This is a genomic window from Granulicella sp. 5B5 (assembly GCF_014083945.1).
Taxonomy (GTDB): domain Bacteria; phylum Acidobacteriota; class Terriglobia; order Terriglobales; family Acidobacteriaceae; genus Granulicella.
On record NZ_CP046444.1, the window covers coordinates 1770009 to 1791745 of the forward strand.

The 21737-nt window shown below is 62.7% G+C and carries 20 protein-coding genes; 6 read left to right on the top strand and 14 right to left on the bottom strand.

The window, feature by feature from the left end:
• Positions 1 to 15 precede the first annotated feature (15 nt).
• The 3 genes from msrA to GOB94_RS07425 all read right to left on the bottom strand — a co-directional run bounded on the left by msrA (position 16) and on the right by GOB94_RS07425 (position 2674).
• The gene (gene msrA / locus GOB94_RS07415) at positions 16 to 756 is read right to left on the bottom strand and encodes a peptide-methionine (S)-S-oxide reductase MsrA (RefSeq protein WP_346265650.1); all 741 of its coding nucleotides are present in this window, start codon (positions 754 to 756) and stop codon (positions 16 to 18) included.
• A 150-nt stretch (positions 757 to 906) separates the two neighbouring features.
• A complete protein-coding gene (locus tag GOB94_RS07420) occupies positions 907 to 1245 on the bottom strand; it encodes a histidine triad nucleotide-binding protein (protein ID WP_182278193.1) in 339 nt (112 codons plus the stop codon).
• 94 nt (positions 1246 to 1339) lie between these two features.
• The gene (locus GOB94_RS07425) at positions 1340 to 2674 is read right to left on the bottom strand and encodes a M48 family metallopeptidase (protein WP_182278194.1); all 1335 of its coding nucleotides are present in this window, start codon (positions 2672 to 2674) and stop codon (positions 1340 to 1342) included.
• A gap of 188 nt (positions 2675 to 2862) precedes the next feature.
• On the opposite strand from GOB94_RS07425, the gene GOB94_RS07430 reads away from it, so the two are divergent.
• Entirely contained in the window at positions 2863 to 4674 is a 1812-nt protein-coding gene (locus GOB94_RS07430; protein WP_255484337.1) for a metallopeptidase TldD-related protein, read from the top strand.
• Positions 4674 to 6353 (top strand): metallopeptidase TldD-related protein, encoded by a 1680-nt coding sequence (locus GOB94_RS07435; RefSeq protein WP_182278195.1) that lies wholly within the window; start codon positions 4674 to 4676, stop codon positions 6351 to 6353. Before GOB94_RS07430 ends, GOB94_RS07435 begins: the two co-directional genes overlap by 1 nt.
• A 41-nt stretch (positions 6354 to 6394) precedes the next feature.
• Here GOB94_RS07435 and GOB94_RS07440 read toward each other — a convergent pair whose 3' ends face one another.
• Positions 6395 to 7174 (bottom strand): septal ring lytic transglycosylase RlpA family protein, encoded by a 780-nt coding sequence (locus tag GOB94_RS07440; RefSeq protein ID WP_182278196.1) that lies wholly within the window; start codon positions 7172 to 7174, stop codon positions 6395 to 6397.
• Positions 7175 to 7473: 299 nt separating this feature from the next.
• Between GOB94_RS07440 and GOB94_RS07445 the strand changes: the two genes are divergently transcribed.
• Positions 7474 to 8214, top strand: a complete 741-nt coding sequence (locus tag GOB94_RS07445; RefSeq protein ID WP_182278197.1) for a hypothetical protein — start codon at positions 7474 to 7476, stop codon at positions 8212 to 8214.
• Positions 8215 to 8361: 147 nt separating this feature from the next.
• Positions 8362 to 9180 carry a hypothetical protein gene (locus GOB94_RS07450; RefSeq protein ID WP_182278198.1) on the top strand — a complete coding sequence of 273 codons (819 nt, stop codon included), beginning with the start codon at positions 8362 to 8364 and terminating at the stop codon, positions 9178 to 9180.
• A 98-nt stretch (positions 9181 to 9278) separates the two neighbouring features.
• On the opposite strand, the gene bamA is transcribed toward GOB94_RS07450, so the two are convergent.
• Positions 9279 to 12308: an outer membrane protein assembly factor BamA gene (gene bamA / locus GOB94_RS07455; protein ID WP_182278499.1), complete on the bottom strand. Its 3030-nt coding sequence runs from the start codon at positions 12306 to 12308 to the stop codon at positions 9279 to 9281.
• Between the two features lie 289 nt (positions 12309 to 12597).
• Complete coding sequence (locus GOB94_RS16830; protein ID WP_255484339.1) at positions 12598 to 12726, bottom strand: hypothetical protein; 129 nt, start codon at positions 12724 to 12726, stop codon at positions 12598 to 12600.
• A 209-nt stretch (positions 12727 to 12935) separates the two neighbouring features.
• On the opposite strand from GOB94_RS16830, the gene frr reads away from it, so the two are divergent.
• Complete coding sequence (gene frr, locus GOB94_RS07460) at positions 12936 to 13520, top strand: ribosome recycling factor (RefSeq protein WP_182278199.1); 585 nt, start codon at positions 12936 to 12938, stop codon at positions 13518 to 13520.
• Between the two features lie 187 nt (positions 13521 to 13707).
• Here the strand turns inward: frr and GOB94_RS07465 are convergent, their stop codons facing one another.
• From GOB94_RS07465 to trpB, 7 genes are all read right to left on the bottom strand, one after another.
• Positions 13708 to 14574, bottom strand: a complete 867-nt coding sequence (locus tag GOB94_RS07465) for a prephenate dehydrogenase (protein WP_182278200.1) — start codon at positions 14572 to 14574, stop codon at positions 13708 to 13710.
• Complete coding sequence (locus GOB94_RS07470) at positions 14571 to 15965, bottom strand: glutamate-5-semialdehyde dehydrogenase (protein WP_182278201.1); 1395 nt, start codon at positions 15963 to 15965, stop codon at positions 14571 to 14573. Before GOB94_RS07470 ends, GOB94_RS07465 begins: the two co-directional genes overlap by 4 nt.
• The gene (proB, locus tag GOB94_RS07475; RefSeq protein WP_255484341.1) at positions 15962 to 16825 is read right to left on the bottom strand and encodes a glutamate 5-kinase; all 864 of its coding nucleotides are present in this window, start codon (positions 16823 to 16825) and stop codon (positions 15962 to 15964) included. Before proB ends, GOB94_RS07470 begins: the two co-directional genes overlap by 4 nt.
• Before the next feature lie 6 nt (positions 16826 to 16831).
• Positions 16832 to 17875 carry a 3-deoxy-7-phosphoheptulonate synthase gene (gene aroF / locus GOB94_RS07480; RefSeq protein WP_182278202.1) on the bottom strand — a complete coding sequence of 348 codons (1044 nt, stop codon included), beginning with the start codon at positions 17873 to 17875 and terminating at the stop codon, positions 16832 to 16834.
• A 130-nt stretch (positions 17876 to 18005) separates the two neighbouring features.
• Entirely contained in the window at positions 18006 to 18263 is a 258-nt protein-coding gene (gene pheA / locus GOB94_RS07485; RefSeq protein ID WP_182278203.1) for a chorismate mutase, read from the bottom strand.
• A gap of 66 nt (positions 18264 to 18329) precedes the next feature.
• Positions 18330 to 19106 carry a tryptophan synthase subunit alpha gene (gene trpA, locus GOB94_RS07490; RefSeq protein WP_182278204.1) on the bottom strand — a complete coding sequence of 259 codons (777 nt, stop codon included), beginning with the start codon at positions 19104 to 19106 and terminating at the stop codon, positions 18330 to 18332.
• The gene (gene trpB / locus GOB94_RS07495) at positions 19106 to 20356 is read right to left on the bottom strand and encodes a tryptophan synthase subunit beta (protein ID WP_182278205.1); all 1251 of its coding nucleotides are present in this window, start codon (positions 20354 to 20356) and stop codon (positions 19106 to 19108) included. Before trpB ends, trpA begins: the two co-directional genes overlap by 1 nt.
• A gap of 449 nt (positions 20357 to 20805) precedes the next feature.
• Here trpB and GOB94_RS07500 point away from each other — a divergent pair, with 449 nt between their 5' ends.
• Entirely contained in the window at positions 20806 to 21003 is a 198-nt protein-coding gene (locus tag GOB94_RS07500) for a hypothetical protein (protein ID WP_182278206.1), read from the top strand.
• 73 nt (positions 21004 to 21076) lie between these two features.
• On the opposite strand, the gene GOB94_RS07505 is transcribed toward GOB94_RS07500, so the two are convergent.
• Positions 21077 to 21685, bottom strand: coding sequence for a histidine phosphatase family protein (locus GOB94_RS07505; RefSeq protein WP_182278207.1), 609 nt, complete (start codon positions 21683 to 21685; stop codon positions 21077 to 21079).
• Positions 21686 to 21737 lie beyond the last annotated feature (52 nt).

Genomic DNA, 21737 nt, shown 5'->3' on the forward strand with positions numbered 1-21737 from the left:
GGCGCACACCCGGTCTTAGCGCCCATACTCCTGAAACAGATCGGGAAACTGCTGTCCCAGCGCCGCGATCTTCGGCACATCGCACACCTGGATGTACGGATTGTGCGGGTTCTTCATCGCGTAGTCCTGGTGGTAGTCCTCGCCCTTGTAGAAGCGCTCCAGCGGCACAATCTGCGTCACGATCGGCGCATGGAACACCTGCGCGGCGTCGAGCTGCTTCACGTAGGCTTCAGCCACCTTGCGCTGCTGGTCATCGGTAAAAAAGATCGCCGACCGGTAGCTGGTGCCCACGTCCGCGCCCTGGCGGTTCAGCTGCGTGGGGTCGTGCACCACGGAGAAGAAGATGCGCAGCAGCGTGCCGTAGCTCACCTTGCTCGGGTCGAACAGTACCTCAATCGCCTCGGCGTGACCCGTATCCTCGCCACAAACCGCACGATAGTTCGCCGTCTCCTCGCTTCCGCCGGAGTAGCCCACCGTCGTCTGCACCACGCCCTTCACTCGCTGAAACACCGACTGCACGCCCCAGAAGCAGCCACCGGCAAATACAGCGGTATCCAGCTCGCCGGTCTCCCAGCCACTCTCCGGCATGTTGATGTCTTCGATCGGTGCGGGAATTGGTTCACGACGTGTTGCGACAGCCATACTGTTTCTCCTCTGCGTAAACGACCTCCAGAGCACGATGGCGATGACCAGCACCGCCCCGAACTCCAACATCTGCATCGCAATAGTCAGCGGCGAAGAGAGGTTCACTCCCATTGGACGCACATTGGCCACCAACGATGCCTGAGTCTCGCATCGGCTCATTGCAGGGGCATTATCGGTCGCAGAAAGGGAGGAATCAAGCGAGTTAACACCACCCTCAACCGCTACTTGAAGTGTTGAGCTAACTCTCTCAAACATAGAGCCTTACCCCGGAGGCCAGCCCATATGCCGCTTCCCGAGCAGATGTAAATGGAGGTGCCCGACTGTCTGGCCGCCGTCGTCGCCGGTATTGATCACCACGCGATAGCCGCCATCCAGTTTCTGCTCGCGCGCGACCTCAATCGCAGCAGCCAGCAGGCGCCCCAGCAGCGGCGCCTCCGCAGGCGAGGTGTGCGCCAGCGAAGCATGGTGCGCCTTGGGGATGAGCAGCACATGCACCGGCGCCTGCGGATTGATGTCAGGAAACGCCAGCAGTTCGTCGGTCTCATACAACCGAGTGACGGGAATCGTGCCGGCAGCGATCTTGCAGAAGAGGCAATCCATAAAGCAGAGAGTAGAGAGTAGAGGAGCAGAGGGTCAAGCATGGCACCGCTCTACCTGCTTCTCCACTCCTTTACTCATCTACTCCTCTACTTCTCTACTTCTTGAAGTACTTCGGCTCCATCCCGGATGCCCAGGGATCATAGGCCTTTGCGAACGCCGCGCGACGGCCTACTGCAGGATGGTTGTACGTCCAGAACTCGATGAACTGGTTCGGATTCGGGTCCACCAGCGAGGTCTCGCCCAGCACATCGAACGCGTCCTTCGCTGTCGTCTGCGGGTCCGCGACGAGGCCGTGAATCGCCTCCTGTCCGTAGACATCGGCGGCGTGCTCGTCCATGCGGCTCAACCCATTCGTGATGGGCTCGGAGATCAACCCAAACACCGAAAACGCCAGCAGCAGCACCGCAAACGCCGCCCAGTCATTCTGCGAAGCCACGCCCCAGCGCCTGCCGAACCGCGTAATCATGATCTGCACAAAGTAGTAGCCGAGGAAGAGCACAACAAACAGCCCGGCAATCGCCTCGACCACACCGATCACGATGTGGTTCAGCACATAATGCCCACTCTCATGCCCGAAGATGAACAGCACCTCGTCGGGCGTGCCCTTCTGCAATGACGTGTCCCAAACGACCACGCGCTTGGAGCTGCCGAAGCCGGTCACATAGGCGTTCAGCGTCGTCACCTTCGCGCTGGCCTTCATCAGGAACATCCGCTCCGGCGGAATATTCATGTGCCCCTTCTCGACGATCTTCTCCAGCTGCGCAACCAGCTCGGGGTTGGTCTTCTGCAGCGGCTCGAACTTGTCATAGAGCAGATTGATGTACGGCGACACAAAGATCGCGAGCAGCACCAGCGGAATCGTGCAAAGCCAGAACGCAAACCACCATCTGCGCGGGAACTTGCGGATCACCCAGAACAGCAGCATCATCACTAGGTCCAGCACCATCAACCCCAGCACGAAGCTCTTGCCCTGGTCGCTGAACCAACTGCCCCAGCTCTGCACGGAGAGACCGTACTTCAGCGACAGGTGCTGGCTATAGAGGTCCACCGGCAACTCCAGCAGAGTACTGGCGATATTGAATAGCAGGATGAAGACAAACCCCTGCAGCCAGCGGTTTGTCCCGCGGCCCACGGCGACGTTCCGCATCCACGCCACCGCACCAAATCCCAGCAACAGCAGCAGGCTCACGATCCCCCACAGCTCATCGGCAAAGTGCATGGTGTCGCGCACCGTGTTCAGGTGAACCGCCTTCGCCAGTTTGTCCGGCGGCAGCGAGTAGTCCGGGATGTTGCCGTCGCGGGGCGCGGCATCCAGCTCCTGCTGCGCGTAGACGTTGGCCGCATGCTCCGCGGCGGTCTCGCTGGCGCGTGCAGGCAGCGCCACAGGCAGCAGCAGGCAGAGTACGAGAATCATTCGCAACAGGCGCATAGCTTGGGTTTTCCTCGTTGATCGTTTCTTCTTTATGACTTTTGAGTCTGCACCACCCAACCCGCACCGGCAAGCGCTTTCTTGCCGTCCCTACGATTTCCGCCGCCTGGCGGCCCTGATTACCCGCAGGCAGCGGCTTTCGGTACACTCAGTGTCACAGACATCCCGCGCATGGAAGTGGGCACAACTTGGTTTTTCCCCGATCTTTCGATATTCTCCCTCGTCTTAGCCGCACGTCGTCTTTCAGCAAGCTCACTCCTCTCGCTCTTCTGCTGACGCTCGCCGGCCCAGCCTTCGCAGCGCAGCAACAGCCTGCCGCCAACACGGCTTCCTCAAGCGATCCCGTCCTCGTGCAGGCGATGGAAGCTGAGCTGCACCGCGCATTGACCGAGCTCGGCAACACGCCCGCGCGTCCCGGCAAGGACGCACCGCAGAAGCCCTACTTCCTCAGCTACTCCGTCGCCGACGCCGAGAGCGTCGTTATCACCGCGCAGTACGGCGCCATCACTTCCTCGGCCGCGCGACACTCGCGTACCGCGGACGTGCAGGTACGCATCGGCACACCGTCGCTCGACAACACGCACGACACGCACCGCAACAGCGCGCTCACCACCTATCCGCTGCCGCTCGCCGACGACCGCATGGCCATTGAACGCACGCTCTGGTACGCGACCAACCAGGGCTACGGCCGCGCGCTCGACGCCCTCGAAAAAGTGAAGACCGAGCAGCAGGTCCGCGCCAAGGAAGAGGACGCCTCGCCCGACTTCTCCGCCGAGAAACCCAGCAACGACCTCCTGCCGCCGGCCACGCCGCTCAACGTCGACCGCACTGCATGGGAGTCGCGCCTGCGCGAGATCAGTGGCATCTTCCGCAGGTACCCGAAGATCTACTACGACATGGTCTCGCTGCAGGCCACGCACCAGACCAACACGTACATCTCCAGCGAAGGCTCCAAGGTGCAGTCGCCCAACCAGGTCGCGCGCCTTGTCATCGTGGCGCGCACCCGCGCCGCCGACGGCATGGACCTCTTCCGCGACGAGACCTTCGAGGCCGACGCCACCGGCAATCTGCCGCCGCAAAGCGAGGTGCTCGCGAAGACTGAGGCCCTTGCGAAGAACCTCGACGCCCTCCGCACTGCCCCCATTACCGAGCCCTACAACGGCCCCGCCATCCTCTCCGGCCGTGCGGCCGCGGTCTTCTTCCATGAGGTCCTCGGACATCGCCTCGAAGGCCAGCGCCAGCGCGGCGACGACGAAGGCCAGACCTTCACCAAGCTGATGGGCAAGTCCATTCTGCCCAGCTTCCTCTCCGTTGCGGACGACCCCACCCTCGCCACCTTCGACGGCCATCCGCTCAGCGGCCACTATCTCTTCGACGACGAAGGCGAGCCCGCGCGCAAGGTAAACCTCGTCGACGACGGCGTGCTGAAGACCTTCCTCATGTCGCGGCTGCCCGTCGCCGGCTTCTCCAGCTCCAACGGCCACGGCCGCGCCGAGACAGGCAAGATGCCCACCGGCCGCCAGGGCAACCTCATCGTCACCTCCGACAAGACCGTCAGCGACGCCGCGCTGCGCGAGATGCTGAAGTCCGAAGCGAAGAAGCAGGGCAAGACCTACGGCCTGTTCTTCGAGGACATCAGCTCGGGCTTCGCCGTCACCACGCGCCGCTCGCCGCAGGCCTTCCAGGTCATCCCTCTGGTCGTCTACCGTGTCTTCGTCGATGGCCGCCCCGACGAGCTTGTACGCGGCGTCAGCATCGTCGGCACACCCCAGGCCGCGCTCAACCGCATCCTGGCGACGGACGATCACCCCGACATCTTCAACGGCATCTGCGGCGCAGAGAGCGGCTCCGTCCCCGTCAGCGCCATCGCTCCTGCCATGCTCGTCAGCGAGATCGAAACGCAGCGCCAGGCGCAGGGCACATCGCGTCCACCCATCGTCGAGCCACCACCGCTGGATGACACACCCGCCGCAACAGCAACACCGAAGGGAGGCCGCTAATGAAAATCCTCTCTACACTGCTCATCCTCGGCTTCACCGCAGCTCCCGCACTCGCGCAGGTCGCCGATGCTAAACCCGACACTGCTGCCATCGCCGCCACCACTAAAGTCACCGACCCGCTGCTGCTCGCGATGCAGCAGGAGCTCACCCGCGAGCAGGCGAAGCTCGTGCTGCCCGGCCTGCAGCGGCCGTACTACATGCAGTACCGGCTCGAAGACATCGCATCATGGGAGGCTGTCGCCAACTACGGCGCGCTCACCAGCGATAACGCCAACCACCAGCGTGTCGTCCGAGTCGAGGTCCGCGTCGGCGACTATACCTCTGACTCCAGCTCCGCGCGTGGCGAAGGCACCCTGCAGCTCGCGCCGGAAGACAACGATCCCGCCGCGCTCAAGTACGCACTCTGGACCGCAACCGACGAGGCCTACAAGAACGCCCTGCGCGCCTACGCCGCCAAGCAGGCCACGCTCAAGCAGTTCCAAACGCCGCCCACCGCCAGCGACTTTACGCCCGCCAAACCCGTCACCGAGATTGAGCCCGTCCTCACACTCGACATCGACCGCGATGAGTGGAAGCGCCGCATCGTGGATGCCAGCGGACTCTTCGCCTCCTCGCCCGAGACGCGCTCCTTCGCCAACACGGTTCAGGGCTCCACCGCCAACGTCACCGCGGTCGTCATCAACCGCTACACCGTCTCCACCGACGGCACGGTCATGCGCCACGGCTACGCCGAGTACTCCGACTCCATCTCCATCGCAGGCCAGGCCTCCGATGGCATGGAGCTCGCGCGAGCCAACGGCTCCACGGCCACCACCGCCGCAGGCCTTGAGGACGCAGCCGCACTCCACAAGCGCACCCTCACCAACCTGCTCAGCTTCCACGCGCTCTGCGACGCGCCCATCGTCGGCGCGGAGGATTATCACGGTCCGGTTCTATTCTCCGGCGACGCCGCTGCCGATGTCTTCAACCACCTCTTCGTCCCCAACGTCGAGGCCGACCGCCCCGACATCGGTACCGCCGCGCGCACGCAGGGAGCGTATCAATCCAGCTACCGCACACCCGTGCTGCCCGCGTTCCTCACCGTCATCGACGACCCCACGATGAAGTCCTTCGAAGGCCACGCGCTCTTTGGTTCCTACAAGGTGGATGACGAAGGCGTCCCGGTCGCTCCCGTCACCATCGTGGACCACGGCAAGCTCGTCAACTACCTCATCGGCCGCGAGCCCGTGAAGGACTTCCCCGCCTCCAACGGCCACGGTCGCGCTGCGCTTGGGCAAGGGGCGCGCTCCAAGGCTGGCGTCATCCTCATCAAGCCGCTCGCACCGCTTACGGATGCCGCTCTGCATGCCAAGCTTCTCGCCATCGCAAAGCAGCAGGGCCGAGACGTGTACGAAGTAGAAACCCTCGGCGGTGAGCTGACACCGCGCCTGCTCTATCGCGTCTCACCCGACGGCAAGCGCACGCTGGTTCGTGGCGCACTCTTCGACGAGCTCGATCAGCGCGCCATCCGCAGCGGCATCCTCGCCGCCGGCGGCAGGGACTATGTCGCCCAGACCGCCGCGCCAGTCCCAGAGTCCACCATCGCCCCTGAAGTCCTCTTCGAAGACATCGGTGTGAAACGTGCCAACGAAGAGCAGCAGAAGCTGCCGTACTACCCGCCGCCGGAAACAAAGCAGTAGAGGAGTAGAGAGTGAGAATTTACCTTTCTACTCCTCTGGCCTCAATCAATCCTCACCAAATACGGCAGCGCATACGGAAACGGTTTTCCGATCCAATCCACCACGGCCTCAGCCTGCATCCTCGCATGGTCAGCCGGATCGATCCGCACCCAATATCCCGTTGGCCCCGCGAACTCTGTCACCCGCGCGCCGCGATAGCGCTGCAGCAGTGCGCTCTTCAGGTCCATCGCATCCTGCTCTGTCTTGAAGGCCCCGGTCTGCACCGCCCAGCGGCCTGCTGGGTCGAGGCTCTCATGTGGAAACGCCTCAATCTTCACCTTGATGATCCCCGCGCGCACGCCACCGATCGCCTCCGCGGCGCCCTTCGACAGATCGAGAATTCTGTCCGGCGCAAACGGCCCGCGGTCCGTGATCCGCACCAACACTTGCTCGCCGTTGGCCAGGTTCGTCACCCGCACGGTCGTGCCCAGCGGAAGCGTCCGGTGCGCCGCTGTCAGCCCATTCTGGTTATAGGTCGTTCCGTCCGCCGCGGCATGGTGGTGATAGTTCGGCCCATACCAGCTCGCCAGCCCAGTCTCGGTATAGACAGGCCGCACACTCGTGCTGTCATAAAACCCAGGCGCTGCCTTGGGGTGCGAGTAGTCCGTGCGCCCCGGCTCATACACCGGCGGGGGTGGCGGCTGATACGTCGCCCGCGTGTTCGTGTTGTGGTGGCACCCGGTGGTCGCGAGCATCGCTCCAGCCGCCAATGCCAGCGCCGTCACACGTACAGCGGCACATCCTCTGCTCTCGGTTTTCTCCAGGCCCGTCACAGTCTCCATGATTCGTTCCCGTCCTGCCCGAGTCAACGCGCACGTATCGAACTCGATACACCCCCCTTTCCTGCGCGCAGCCTTTGTCGTTCATACTCCTGTTATCTTGTACAACCTCCGGCGTCCCGGCAGCGTCCCTCTTTACTACTGATGAGTTCCCGGAAGATGAGCAGCGTAGCGAGCTTATACGTGCCGGCAAGAAGATTCCCTGCACTGAGAAAGGCATGATGAGTTCTTTACCCGTACTGCACCGGAGAACAGATACCTGTGCTGCGCCGAAACACTTAGCAGCCGCCATAGGTACCTTGTTGTCCGTCCTTCTGCTCCTCGCGTTCGCCGCGCCCGCACTCGCGCAAACGGCCGAAGACGCTTCCGTGGCCGTGCTGCCTGACGCTCCCCGCCCTTCGCTGGCCGAAGCCCAGAGCACCGGCCCCGCGCCCTCCGCCGCCGTCAGGCAGTCCGGAACCATTGTTGCGCCGATCACCGAAAAGTACATCCCCGATGGAGTTCAGGCACCTCCACTCACCGCGGCCGACAAGATCGACCAGACCGCTCACGATCTCTACACACCCGCCAGTTTCATCGGCTTCGTGGTCGCCGCGGGATACTCCCACATCGTCCGCGGTCAGCCCAACTATGGCGCGGACCGCGCCGCGTTCGGCCAGCGCATCGGTGCCGCCGCCATCCGCGACACCTCGCAAGATGTATTTCAGGGCATGGTCTTTGCACCCCTGCTGCACCAGGACCCCCGTTACTATCGCGAAGGCGACAGCTACAGCGTCCCTCATCGCCTTCTCTACGCCATCACCCGTCCGCTCATCACCCGCGATGACGACGGCCACCAGCGCCTCAACAGCTCGCTCCTGCTGGGCTATGCGTCCGCCGCCGGACTCACCGCCGCGTATTATCCAGAGAGCAATCACAACTTACACGATGTCAGCAGCACCTTCGGCGCCTCCATCGGCGGAGCAGCCCTGGGCTTCGCCTTTCGCGAATTCACCGGAGACGCTACAAGGCTCATACACCGGCATCATACTGAGGGGCAGTAGGGGACTGCGCAGGAACGGAAGCAGAGCATGCCGGTACACCAAACCACACTTTTCAAACGAACACAGACTCCCAGCCCCGCGGCGCTCTTATTCACCTTGCCTTGGCGGCCTCTTGCCGCAGCCGCATGCCTCGCCCTTGCTACGCACATGGCGGCTCAGGACCTGCCCGACGCCCCCAGCACGGTTCTCTTTGCCGGCGCACAGCAACCGCAAACGCCCTCCAACAATCGGCAATCAAATCCGGCCCAGGCCGCGGCCGACCAGGCAGCCTCGGCGTCAACCAGGCTGCCGCCCTGCAACAGAATCAACTGGGGCTGGCGCATCCATAACGGGCCCAAAGTGAGCGGCCCCTGCCAGGAAGACCCGTTGCAGCTCATCGTCAACCCCGGCGACGTCACCCCGCTCACGCCCACGGACAAGCTGGTCCTCGCCGGGCGCGTCACGGTTGACCCCTTCAACCTCATTACGGTCACCGGGTACTCCGCCATCTTTGTCGCCGCCAACGCGCACTCCGCCTACGGCCCGGGACTCAAGGGCTTCGGCAAGCTCACCGGCTACAGCCTCCTCGGCGACGCGCAGGGAAACTTCCTCGGCATCTACGCCATCCCCGTCCTCGCGCATGAGGACCCCCGCTACCACCGCATGCCCGGCAGCCCTGTCCACCGCCGCATCCTGCATGCTCTCGTGCACACCGTCGTCAGCCAACACGACGACGGCTCGCTCATGCCCAACTACGCCACCCTGCTCACCTACCCCATCAGCGCCGAGCTCTCCAACCTCTACGTTCCCGGCATCGGTTCGAATGGCCCCTCCACCGCCAAGCGCATCCTGCTGGGCTACGCCACAGACCCCTCAGGCGCCCTCATCGCCGAGTTCCTCCCCGACGTCGCCAAACGCATCCACATTCACGTAGTCTTCGTCCAGCAGATTCTGCTTCAGGTTGAAAACAACAGCAGAGCGCAGTGAGACGGATGGTAGTGAGTAGATGGTAGAAAAACAAAGGCCGCCGATATCCTCGGCGGCCTTCATCACTATTCACTACTGTCTATTCACTACTGTCTGCCCTAGAACGTCGTGCTCACCGTCAGGCGGAACGTCTTCCTCGGCTCACGCAGGAGGTAGTCCGCACCATAGAACTGCACTGCCTGCTGGAAGCTGTACAAACCAGCCTCGCTGTTGGGGAACAGGTTCCTGAAGCATGCCGTCGAGCCGGCCGAGCAGTAGATCGGCAGAGCCAGCTGCTGCGGCAGGCTCTTGTACAGACGCAGCGGGTTGTACGCGTAGTACAGCCGCAGCGGCGCATTCACAATGGGCAGAACCACCTGCAGCTCACCGCCGTTCGACATACGCGGCACGTAGTTCGAGCCCGGCACCGTGTTCAGGTACAGCGGAAACTTCACCGACTGGCCACCGAAGCACGCGCCATTGATGATCGTCGGGCAGCCATACAGCGGGCTGTTCAGTGTCGAAACGCCCTGCACGCTCTGCCGCAGCTGCGCGCTCTGCAGGTCGAAGTCCATGCCGAAGTCCGTGAACAGTGCGAACGTCACCTGGTTCACAATCGGGATACGGTACTCCAGGTTGGCCGTGAAGTTCGTGTCGCCACCCACCGCAGAGAGGCGGTAGATCGGCAGCGGGATCGTCACATTGCCCAACGCCGGGTTGGTCGGATCGCGCGGCACCGGCGAGCCGTCCGGGTTCGTCAGGTTGAAGTTCACCTTCGTCGGAATGAACGTGTACGGCGAGCTCGAACGGATGTCGAAGCCGCGCACCTCGTTCTCGCCGCCCGAGTAGATACGCGCGAACGGAGGCGCTACTTCGCCGCCGTATCCGCCGATCGTGGAGAACAGCAGGCGATAGCCCAGCACATTGTGTCCCTCGCGGCTCACCTTCAGCCCCTTCATCGGGAAGAACTGCCGGAAGCTGACCGACGGCGCGTAGTACTTCGTGTTGCCGCCCGCGCCCGCAATCTGCACCGCGACGTTGAAGTCCTTGCCGTTGTGCGGGCCTACCGCGCGGTCCAGCGTCGAGAAGCTGAACGACGGCGTTATCATGCTGGTCACAATGCCGTTCAACTGGTCCTGGCCGGCCACGCCCGAGCGGAACGCCAGCGTCTGGAAGACATTCAGCGTGTTCTGGTTGAACGTCGTAATGCCCGACCGCGACAGCGAGTACGAGATACCCACGCGCGCCACGCCCGAACGCCGGAACAGCTTCCGCAGCGCCGTGCTGGTCGAAAGCGTCACGCCCTTCGTCGACTGGTTGTAGTTATTCAGCAGCGAGTTCTGCGCGTTCGTCAGGTTCGCGCTCTGCCCGTTCGCGATCGCGTAGCTCTTCGCCGGGTTGTAGTCGAACTTCGAATCGAACACCTGCACGCCCAGCGACACCGGCTTGTTCCGCAGGTACGGCTCCGTAAACCCAAGGCTCAGGTTGCGCGACAGGTCGCCGATGTTCGCGTTCACACTCAGCGTCTCGCCCAGGCCGAGGAAGTTGTTCGTCTCGTAGTTCGTCCCGAGGAACGAGCCCGAAAGCCCGCTGATGCCGCCGTTCAGGCCGATGGAGTTCTTGCCCTTTTCGTGCAGCTTGATCAGCAGGTCCACCGTGTTGTTGTCCGCGTTCTGCCGCGTCTCCACATCGGTGTCGCTCTTCAGCGTGTCGAAGTAGTTCAACTGGTTCAAACGCAGCAGCGACAGGTCGACGAGCCGGCTGTTATACACCTGGCCCTCTTCCACTAACAGCTCGCGGCGGATCACCTTGTCGCGGGTGATCGTGTTGCCCGTAAACTCGATGCGCGAGATGTAGAACGGCTTGCCTTCGTCGATATCGACGTTCAGGTACACCAGCTTCTTCGCTTCGTCCACGCGCGGCGTCGGCGTACCGACCATGTTGATGTAGCCGCCCTCGCCATACGCTTTGCGCAAAGCTTCCAGCCCTTTGCCGAACAGCGTCGCGTTGAAGTACTCACCGTCCTTCACCGCGAACTGCGCGCGCAGCGCCTTGCTGTTGCTATAGGCCTTGTTGCCGCTGAACGTAATGCCGCCCAGCCGGTAGCGCTCACCCTCTTCCACCGGGATCAGGATATCCACCCGCTTGCCCGTCGAGGGATGCAGTGTGAGCGGGTTGATGCCGCCCGCGTTGCGCACGTTGGTCTGCGGCTCGCCGGTAATGGCCTTGAAGTAACCCTTGTCGCGATACGCCTGGCGCACACGCTCGGCGTCCTCGTCCAGCTTGCTGGCGTCGAACGTCCGCGGAAAGATGTTCTCCAGAATGATCGAGTGCGGAATGCCAATCGGCTTCAGGTTCTTCATCGCCTCAACCAACTCGCGATGGTTCAGCGCCTTGTTGCCGTCGAACGCTATCTTGCCCACCTTCACGGTCGGGCCTTCCTTCACGTTGAAGGTCAGCGATACGGCGGCCGGCGGGATCGTCTTGATCTCCGTTTTGATCGTCGCAAACTGGTGACCGTGCTCGCCGAGCATCTCCTGCAGCACAACTTCGGCGCGCTTCACCTTGGTCGGGTCGTACTGGCTCTCAACCGTCAGCCCGACCTTCTCCTTCTTGAACCGGTCCAGCACGTCCGAAACTGAGACCGCGTTCAGGCCCTTGTAGTTGATCTCGCGGATCGTCGGCTTCTCGCGGACATAGATCTCCAGCTGCACGCACGCCGGCGTGTCAATCCGCTCGATCCGTACATCGTCGAAGTACCCGGTGTTCCACAGCGAGTTGAAGTCCCGCTCTACCACCGCCGGGTCATACGGGTCGCCCGGCCGCGAGAACAATCGCGCCAGGATCGACTCCTTCGGAATACGACGGTTGCCGATCACCTGCGGCTGGCACAGCGGCTGCGGCGCCTGATCGGCTGAAAACCGCTGCGGGGCCTTGATCGGAGCACTACTCTGGGCCTCTACGCTGGTCGAAAATCCCGGGACGGCCGCGAACAACAGCGCCGCGCCCAAAGTCGCACCCACCCCGATACGGCGCAGCCCGGCCCGCTGGCCAGGGCGCTGCCTGTCGGAGTCGCTCGCACACGCAGGCACAGACTGTGTCTTGCAGGGCTGAATCTTGCTATTCAAAGAGCTCGCGCTCACTCGCATTCCGGAAAAGATAACCACACCCTCACTGCTCTTTGATTCTGTTGAAACTCGTGCCCTGCGTCTGACGAAGGGAGAGTCTTGATTATAGGCGACCTGCTGCAACCTGAGCGACCCCTCGGCCGCCTTCGCAACCCTTTCTGCGTCTATCTTCTTCACACCCGGCCCGGACAAACCGCCTCCGGATCGTTTGGACGCCGCGCAGAATCGCCTGAGGAGGCGTTTTCGCGCAGCCGCAACTAACAGGAAAGCCTCACAGGCTTCCCCGACTTCAGGAAAACACTTTGGCTATTTAACGCTGTCTGCAGGGCTTGGTGAGCATCGCCAGGTCGGTCTGTTTCAGAAACAGCTCCATTTCGGCCTGCATCTGCTTTCCCGCGCGCAGGGCCGGCATGTCGGAATTCGGGTTCTTCACCTTCAAAAATCACCGGGGCCGGCCGCGTCCCGTCTATACATCAGCGGCACACTGCGCTCTGGCGCGGCGTAAACCACCGTCACATGCCGCCCTGTCTCCCTCTCTCTCTGCCCTGCAATCTCCGCCGCTGGCTCCCGGCGCTGTAAAATCTCCTCTGGCAGGTCAGCGGCCAGGTTTGGCCGGCACTACAGTCTCTCCCAGTGAAAGGAAACACAATGGCATCGGTGATGGCAGCAATGGAGGGTCTTTCGGGCGTCTACGAAGACCTCAAGACGCGCATGAACAAGACCGTGGACGACTTCCGCGCCAACCTCGTCAGCGTCCGCACCGGCCGCGCCTCCGTCCACATGCTCGACGGCATCCGCGTTGACTACTACGGTACCGAGACGCCTCTTTCTCAGGTCGCCCAGCTCACCGCCCCTGAGGCCACCCTCATCCTCGTCCAGCCTTGGGAACAGACTATGGTCACCCCCATCGAGAAGGCCATCCGAACCAGTGGCCACGGCTTCAACCCCATGCACGACGGCAAAATCATCCGCGTCCCCATCCCGCCCATGACCGAGGAACGCCGCAAAGACACCGTCAAGCAGCTCGCCGGCACCGTCGAGGACCACAAGACCTCCATCCGCAACATCCGCCGCGACGGCAACGAACAGGTCAAGAAGGCCGCCAAGGACAAACTCATCTCGGCTGACGACGAAAAGCGCGCCAACGAAGAGATCCAGCAACTCACCGACTCCGAGATCAAACGCATCGAGGAGCTCTTCAAGGCCAAGGAAAAAGAAGTCCTCACCATCTGAGCCTGACCGCAAGCCATTCCCAAAAGGGGAGAGCCAGCAACGGCTCTCCCCTTTTCGCTTCTGGGTAGCCCAAGCCTTTAGGCAGTCCCGATCCTTGAGTTAGCCCATTCACGGTAGCCCGAGCCTTTAGGCTCGGGTCTCACAGGCTCGTAACAAGATGAGGGGGCTTTAGCCCCAGAGGGCTTACTTACCGCTTCGCCCGAAACTTGTTCGCCGTCGCGAACTCGTCGCGCAGCTCCGGCGTCCGCAGGTTCTCGCGGATATGCGCCAGCCGCTGCTCCAGCGCCAGCAGCGTCTCCGCAATCGGCTTCGTGTTGGTCATCGCGACATCGCGCCACATGCTGTACGGGCTCGACCCCAGCCGTGTCGTCTCGCGCAGCCCGCGTCCCCCAATCGCCTGCACCGCGGCCATCCCCTCCGCATCATGCGAGAACGTGTCCTGCAGCAGCGCCGCCAGCGCGGTCGAGAGCATCTGCGGCAGATGGCTCACCCACGCGCACACCTCATCATGCTCCACTTCGTCGATGTCGCGGATGACAGCCCCCATCGCCGCCACCAGCTCCCGCCACCGTTCAGCCAGCGGCGTGTCCCCTGCGGCCACCGGCGTAAACAGCCAGGTCGCCCCTTGAAACAACGTCGCATCTGCCAGCGCCGCCCCGCCGGACTCTTTGCCTGCCATCGGATGCCCCGGCAGAAACGCCGCCTGCCCCGACCCATTGAACAGCGTCTCCGCCAGCCCGCAGATCTCCACCTTCGTGCTGCCGACATCTGTAATCAGCTGCCCGGCATGCGTGGCCGGCGCCAGCTTCTCCATCCAGTCCAGAATCACCAGCACCGGCACCGCAAGCACATAAATCTCCGCCGCATCGCGCGCTAGCACCTCTTCACGGCCCGCCAGCACGCGATCAATCGCGCCAATCTCCAGCGCCTTCGCGGACTCCGCCGGGTTCACATCAAACCCAACAATCTCGCCCCGAAACCCCGACGCCCTCAGCGTCAGCCCTATCGACGCACCAATCAGCCCCGTGCCGACAATCGCGATACGTTCGGTCACCGCGCCTCGCTCTTGCGCCGGTGCGTAAACGCCCGCCCCTGCGCCCCGCGGTAGTCGCCAGCGACATGCCCCGCGCCGCGCACCACATATTTGTACGTCGTCAGCCCATCGAGCCCCACCGGCCCGCGCGCATGAAATTTGCTCGTCGAAATCCCAACCTCGGCCCCAAACCCATACCGGAAACCATCTGCAAATCGTGTGGACGCATTGTGCATCACGCTCGCCGCATCCACCTCCCGCAGAAACCGCTCCGCGACCTCGGCGTCCTCCGTGATGATGCTCTCCGTGTGCACCGAGCCATGCTCGTGAATATGCTCCATCGCTGCATCGAGCGACGGCACCACACCCACCGCCATCTCTAGCTCGCCGTACTCGGTATGCCAGTCGTCCACCGGCAGCGCACTCATCATTGCGCGCGCAACGTCATCGCCATGTAGCACCACGCCACGCTCTCGCATCCGCTCCGCCAGCTTTGGCAAAAAGTCGCCGGCGATAGCCGCATGCACCAGCACCGTCTCCACCGCATTGCACGACGCCGGATAGTCCGTCTTCGCATCGTCGATCACGCGCAGCGCCAGCTCTTCATCCGCCGCGCGGTCCACATAGATGTGGCACACGCCCTCGGCATGACCCAGCACCGGGATGCGTGTGTTCGCCTGCACATACTCCACCAGCTTCTTCGTCCCGCGCGGAATCACCATGTCCACCAGCGAGTGCATCGCCAACAGCTCATTCACACGCTCGCGCCCCAGCACCAGCGACACCGCAGCCGCAGGAAGTCCCTCCGCAGCGAGCGCCTCGCGCAGCACCCGCACCAGCGCCATCGCCGTACGCTCCACCTCGCGCCCCGGCTTCAGGATCACCGCATTGCCACTCTTGATCGCCAACGCCGCAATCTGCGTCACCGCATCCGGCCGCGCTTCAAAGATCACCGCCACCACACTGAGCGGCACGCTGATCTTCTCCATGTGCAGCCCGGAAGTTTTTTTGTTGTCATTCCCGTAGGGAATCTGCGTTTTGGATATCTCCGGATCGCGATCATCCAGCTCCACCGCATCCAGCACACGCCCCAGCGGATCAGGCAGCGCCATCACCGACCGCACCTGCTCCACCATCTCGCGCAGCTTGCTATCAGTCAGTTTCAGACGCGCCATCGTCGCCGCCGACAACGCATCCTCGCCCGTCAGCGACACCGCAACCTTCAGGTCTTCAGCGTTGGCGGCAAATAGCTCTGCGCTCGCGCCTTCCAGCGCCTTCGCCATCGCCTCCAGCGCAGCATTGCGTCGAGCCTCATTCAGCGGGGCCAACACCCGCGCCGCGGCCTTCGCCGCCTGCGCAATCTCCTGCGTGCTTAACACATCGTCACGCACAGGAGCAGCGGCCGTACTCATCGCAGCACTTCCTGCAGCATCGGAGCAGGCGCAAACCGCGTGCCTACAGTCTCGCCTGCAACAATTCGCTCCAGCACCTGCGGCGTGCGTCCATTCGCGATGATCACCGGCTTGTTCGCACGCACGACGATCCGCGCGCTCTCCAGCTTCGAGATCATCCCGCCGCGCCCGCGCCCGTTGCCGCCCTGGGCCAGCGCAAGAATCCGTTCGTCGATCTCCTCCACGCCATGCAGCATCTTCGCGTTCGGCTCGCTCGGATTGCGGTCGAACAGCCCGTCCACATCCGACAGCATCACCAGCAGGTCCGCGCCAATATGCTTCGCCAGCAGCGCCGACAGCTTATCGTTGTCGCCAAAGATCCGCTCGCGCTGCGGCAGCTCCGCCGGCCTGTCCAGCTCCGCTGTCGACACCGTATCGTTCTCGTTCACAATCGGAATCACGCTCAACGTCAGCAGCGCATCCAGCGTCGCCCGAAGGTTCGCATGACGGTCGGAATCGCGGAAGTCGTCCTCGGTCAGCAGCACCTGCGCAATCGGGCATCCCAGGCGGTCGAACGCATCGTCATACAGCGCCATCAGCCGCGACTGCCCGATAGCCGCGCACGCCTGCACCTGCGCCACCACGGTCGGCCTGCGCGTCAGCCCCAGCCGCTCCATGCCCAGACCCACCGCACCCGACGACACCATCAGCACCTCGATGCCCTGTGTCCGCAGCGAGGCAATCTGTTCCACAAGCCCGCACAGCAGCCCCAGTGCGACCTTGCCATCCGGCCGCATGATGACGTTCGTTCCGAGTTTGACGACGATCCTGCGCAACTTCGTACTCCCTTGCACAACACTCACCCGCGAAATCTCTGCCATGAACTCTTACGCATGTACCTTCTCGACTGCCGGTGCAATCGTGCGGTCGACCACAGGTGCGAGCTTCCGCAACTGCTCCACCAGTTTGGTCAACTGCTCCGGCGTCAACGACTGCGCGCCATCGCTCATCGCCTTGTCCGGGTTCGGATGCATCTCCATCAACAGACCGTCCGCACCCGCGGCCACCGCAGCGCGCGCCATCGGCGGAACAAACTCGCGGATGCCCACACCGTGCGAAGGATCGCCGAACACCGGCAGGTGCGTCAGCTTCTTCAGCACCGGTATCGCCGAGATGTCCATCGTGTTGCGCGTGGCTGTCTCGTAGGTCCTGATACCGCGCTCGCACAGCATCAGGTCGTAGTTGCCACCGCTCAAAATGTACTCCGAGCTCAGTAGCACCTCCTCAATCGTCGCCGCGATGCCGCGCTTCAGCAGCACCGGCTTGCGCACATGGCCCAGCTCGCGCAGCAAGTTGAAGTTCTGCATGTTGCGCGCGCCCACCTGGAAGCAGTCGATGTACTCCAGCATCGTCTCGATCTGCGAGATCTCCATCACCTCGGTAATCACCAGCAGGCCATGCTCATCCGCGGCCTCGCGCATGATCTTCAGGCCTTCAACGCCCATGCCCTGGAAGCTATACGGCGAGCTGCGCGGCTTGTAGGCTCCTCCGCGCAAAAACTGAGCTCCCGCAGCAGCCACCTGCTGCGCGCTCAGGCGAATCTGATCCTTGCTCTCCACCGAGCACGGCCCGGACATGATGACGATCTCCTCGCCACCCACCACCACGCCATTTGGAAACGTGATCCGCGTGCCCTCCGGCCGGAACCCGCGCCCAGCCAGCTTGTACGGCGACGAAATCCGATACGCCTGGTGCACGCCACTCAGCACCTGAAACTCCGTCACCTCAAAGTGCGCCGGCGTACCGACGCCCGCGAGAATGGTCTGCGTCTCACCTGTAGTCCGGTGGACGTTGAAACCGAGCTCCACCATGCGCTCGATCACATGTTGTATCTGTTCATCGGTGGCTTTGTCCTGCATTGCGACGATCATCACGTTGTTCCTCTTCTATCTCAGGTCTTTCGAATCTTTCCCGCTTGTCTTTGCGGTTGCACTTGCTTTTCTTTCTTTCCATTCCGAGCGGAGCGAGGAACCTGCTTCTCGCGTCCGCGCCACAAATCCCTTACTGCTTCTGCAGCGAACGCATCACATCCATAATCCGTTCGTACACGTCCTGCACCTGCGCTCCCGAAAGCGGCCCTGGGTTCACCGACCGCACATGCTCAAACACGCTCTGCTCCCGCTGCGGTTCATAGATGGGTGCGCTGGCCTTGGCCTTCAACTGCCCAATCGCCACGGCCGCGGCCGCTCGCTCGCTCAACAAACGGACGATCTGTTCGTCCAACTCATCAATCTTCTTGCGCCAGTCGGCGATCTCCATGCGTCCTTGTCCTTCCAACAGAATCTTTACTGAACTCGTTAAGATGATACGTCTTTCACTACGTCCTCATGCGCCAATCTCCGCGCCTTTCAAGCTCTTTACAAACTCACCGACAGCCTTCGGAGCATCCGCCGCCGCCGTCTTTTCGACCAATCCAACAATCGCGCTGCCAACCACCGCCGCATCCGCAAACGCGCCCACGGCCTGCACATGCTCCGGCGTGGACACGCCAAAACCCAGCGCGATCGGCAGCGTCGTAAACTGCTTCAGCCGCCGCACCAGCCCTTCGGCATCGGCAGCCAGCTCCGTCTGCGTGCCCGTAATCCCAACCCGCGAGATGGCATACACAAACCCCTGCGAACTCTCCGCAATCGCCTTCAGCCGCGCATCCGGCGAGGTCGGAGCCGCCAGAAACACCGGCGCCAACCCATACTTCTGCATCAGCGGCAGATACTCACCCGCCTCCTCGACGATCATGTCGGTCAGCAGCACACCATCCGCACCGGCATCCTTCGCAGCCTTCGCAAACGCCTCCATGCCGTAGCGCACGACAGGATTGAGGTAGCTAAAAAGAATAATCCCCGCCTGCGGCCGCGCCGCGCGAATCTCCTTGCAGATGCCAAGCACATCACTCAGCCGCGTGCCCTTCGCAACCGCGCGTTCGGATGCCCGCTGAATCACCGGCCCATCCGCCAGCGGGTCGCTAAACGGCACTCCCAGCTCAATCACATCCGCGCCATTATCGATGGCAGCAATCGCCATCTCCCGCGTCGTCGCAAGATCGGGATCGCCAGCAGTGAAGTAAATAACGAGACCGGGTTTGTTAGAGAACGTAATCGGCATCAGCCCTTCGCCTCCACACCACTCAAATTCATCTCGCGCGTCATAATCCCAATGTCCTTGTCTCCGCGCCCGCTCACGTTCACCATCAGAATCTTGTCCTTGCCCATCTTCGGAGCCAGCTTGATCGCCTCCGCCACAGCATGAGCCGACTCAAGCGCAGGAATAATCCCCTCCGTCCGCGACAGCACCCGCACCGCATCCAGAGCCTCCGCATCCGTCGCACTCGTATACGTCGCGCGCCCCGAGTCATGCAGCATCGCATGCTCCGGCCCCACGCTCGCATAATCCAGCCCCGCGCTCACCGAGTGCGTCGTCGCCACCTGCCCCGCATCGTCCTGCAGCACGTAGCTGTACGTCCCCTGCAACACACCCGGAACACCGCCGCCGATCTTCTGGAACCGCGCCGCATGCTCACCCAGCGCTGTGCCGCGGCCGCCAGCCTCCACACCGATCAGCGCAACGTTCTTCTCCGGAATGTACTCGTAGAACGCGCCAATCGCATTCGACCCGCCGCCGACGCAAGCCACAATCGCATCCGGCAGCCGTCCCTCGTGCTCCAGAATCTGCCGCTTCGACTCCTTCGAGATCACGCGATGAAAGTCCCGCACCATCGTCGGATACGGATGCGACCCCAGCGCGCTCCCGAGAATGTAGAACGTCGTCCGAACATTCGTGACCCAGTCGCGCATCGCCTCATTGATCGCATCCTTCAGCGTCGCCGACCCGCTCGCCACGCCGCGCACCTCAGCCCCCAGCAGCCGCATCCGGAACACATTCAGCTCCTGCCGCCGCATGTCCTCCTCGCCCATGTAGACCACGCACTCCATGCCGAACAGCGCGCACACCGTCGCCGTCGCCACACCATGCTGCCCCGCGCCGGTCTCGGCGATAATCCGCTGCTTCCCCATCCGCCGCGCCAGCAGTGCCTGCCCCAGCGCGTTATTGATCTTGTGCGCGCCCGTATGCAGCAGGTCCTCGCGCTTCAAATAAATCTTCGCCCCGCCAAGCGTCTCGGTCAGCCGCTTCGCAAAGTACAGCGGAGTCGGCCGCCCCACATAGTCCTTCAGCAGCCCATCCAGCTCTGCATGGAACGCCGCGTCTTCCTGTGCCTGCGCGTAAGCAGCATCCAGCTCCAGCAACGCCGCCATCAGCGTCTCCGGCACATACCGACCACCGTACTTGCCAAAACGTCCCGGCACACTGCTCGCCGGCAGCGGAGCGGGAGAAACAATCGAAGCCGTTGTACTCATAGTCGCTATCCTCTGAGCTACTTCCTATTTCCTGTCTCGACAAACACAAAAGCCGCAACCTTATCGGGTCGCGGCTCGGGGGGATTCTTGAGGCTCTTACGGTAAACCTGCTGCTTTTCCGTTCGAGACTACTCCGCCGACGCCGCTACGGTAGGCCAGTAGCGGAACGGGAAAAACGGAGTAAATCGCGGGAACGAACGGTTCATCGTACCTCTACGGTACACCGGCCGCGCTCAACCCGCAACCCCGGCCACACGGCGCCCCATCACGACACATGCGTACACAAACAGTTAACCCTTACAGAACTGTCACGAAAACGCCGCCACAATCACCATCCATCACGCGTACGCTCTAGCTGTCCGCGCATAAAGCGTTGCCTGGCCGCTCGCAACTTTTGAATCCACTCCCCACCCTGCGGCGTCCTATGGGTGTAGCACAGGAGGATCACAATGAAGAGCCTGAAACCGCTCAACATGTTGATTGCCCTGGCTGTTCTCGCTGCTCCCGCGGTAGCGTACGCGCACCCAACATCGGTGCCCGCACGCGGATACAGAACGACCGCACACAGGCTTACCGCCCACGTTGACCACACCGAGCAGGTACACACCAGGACGATCTCCGCACACCACACGCATAACGCGTCCTAACGTACAACTTTGAGGGTCCTCGCGATGCAGCGCTCATCGCGATCTCACCTCGATCCATTCTCCCCCGCACAGCTCAATCCATCTTCCACCGGGTTCCATCGAACTCCGCGGGCACAAGCTCGGTGTTCTGCACCCAGCGCTTGTCATCCAGCGCCCGAAACCCTCGCATCTTCTCGTGCGCGCTCCACTCCGGATGCAGCGCCGTCAGCCGCAGCGACTGGATAAAGTGCCCGTGCGTGAACACCAGCACCGGCGTCTCCGCATGCACGGCCTCCAGCCGCCTGAATGTGTCCTCCGCGCGCGCCAGCATCATCCCAAAGCTCTCCGCCCCGCCGCCGAAGCGTTCCTCCGGGTCCGCTTCATTCCAGTAGCGGTCCACCTCGTGCATCATGTCCTTCGGCTCGCTGCCGCTCCAGTGCGCGGGGTCCCAGAACGTAAACTCATACACCGGCCACGTCTCCACCGGCACATCGGGAAACCTCGCAACCGTCGGCTGCGCCGTCTGCTGTGTTCGCAAAAACGGGGAGGCCGCAATCAGCCCCGGCGTAAACTCCCACCGCGCCGCCAGCGTCCTGGCCTGCTCCCATCCCAGCTCTGTCAGTGGAACCTCTGCAAAGTTCTTCGTAGGCAGCCCAATATTCGCGGTGCTCTGCCCGTGGCGGATAAAGATCGCTCGTATCATCGCTATCCAGTGTAGCGGGCATCCCTCGCACGCCGCGTTACAAACGCGCCCT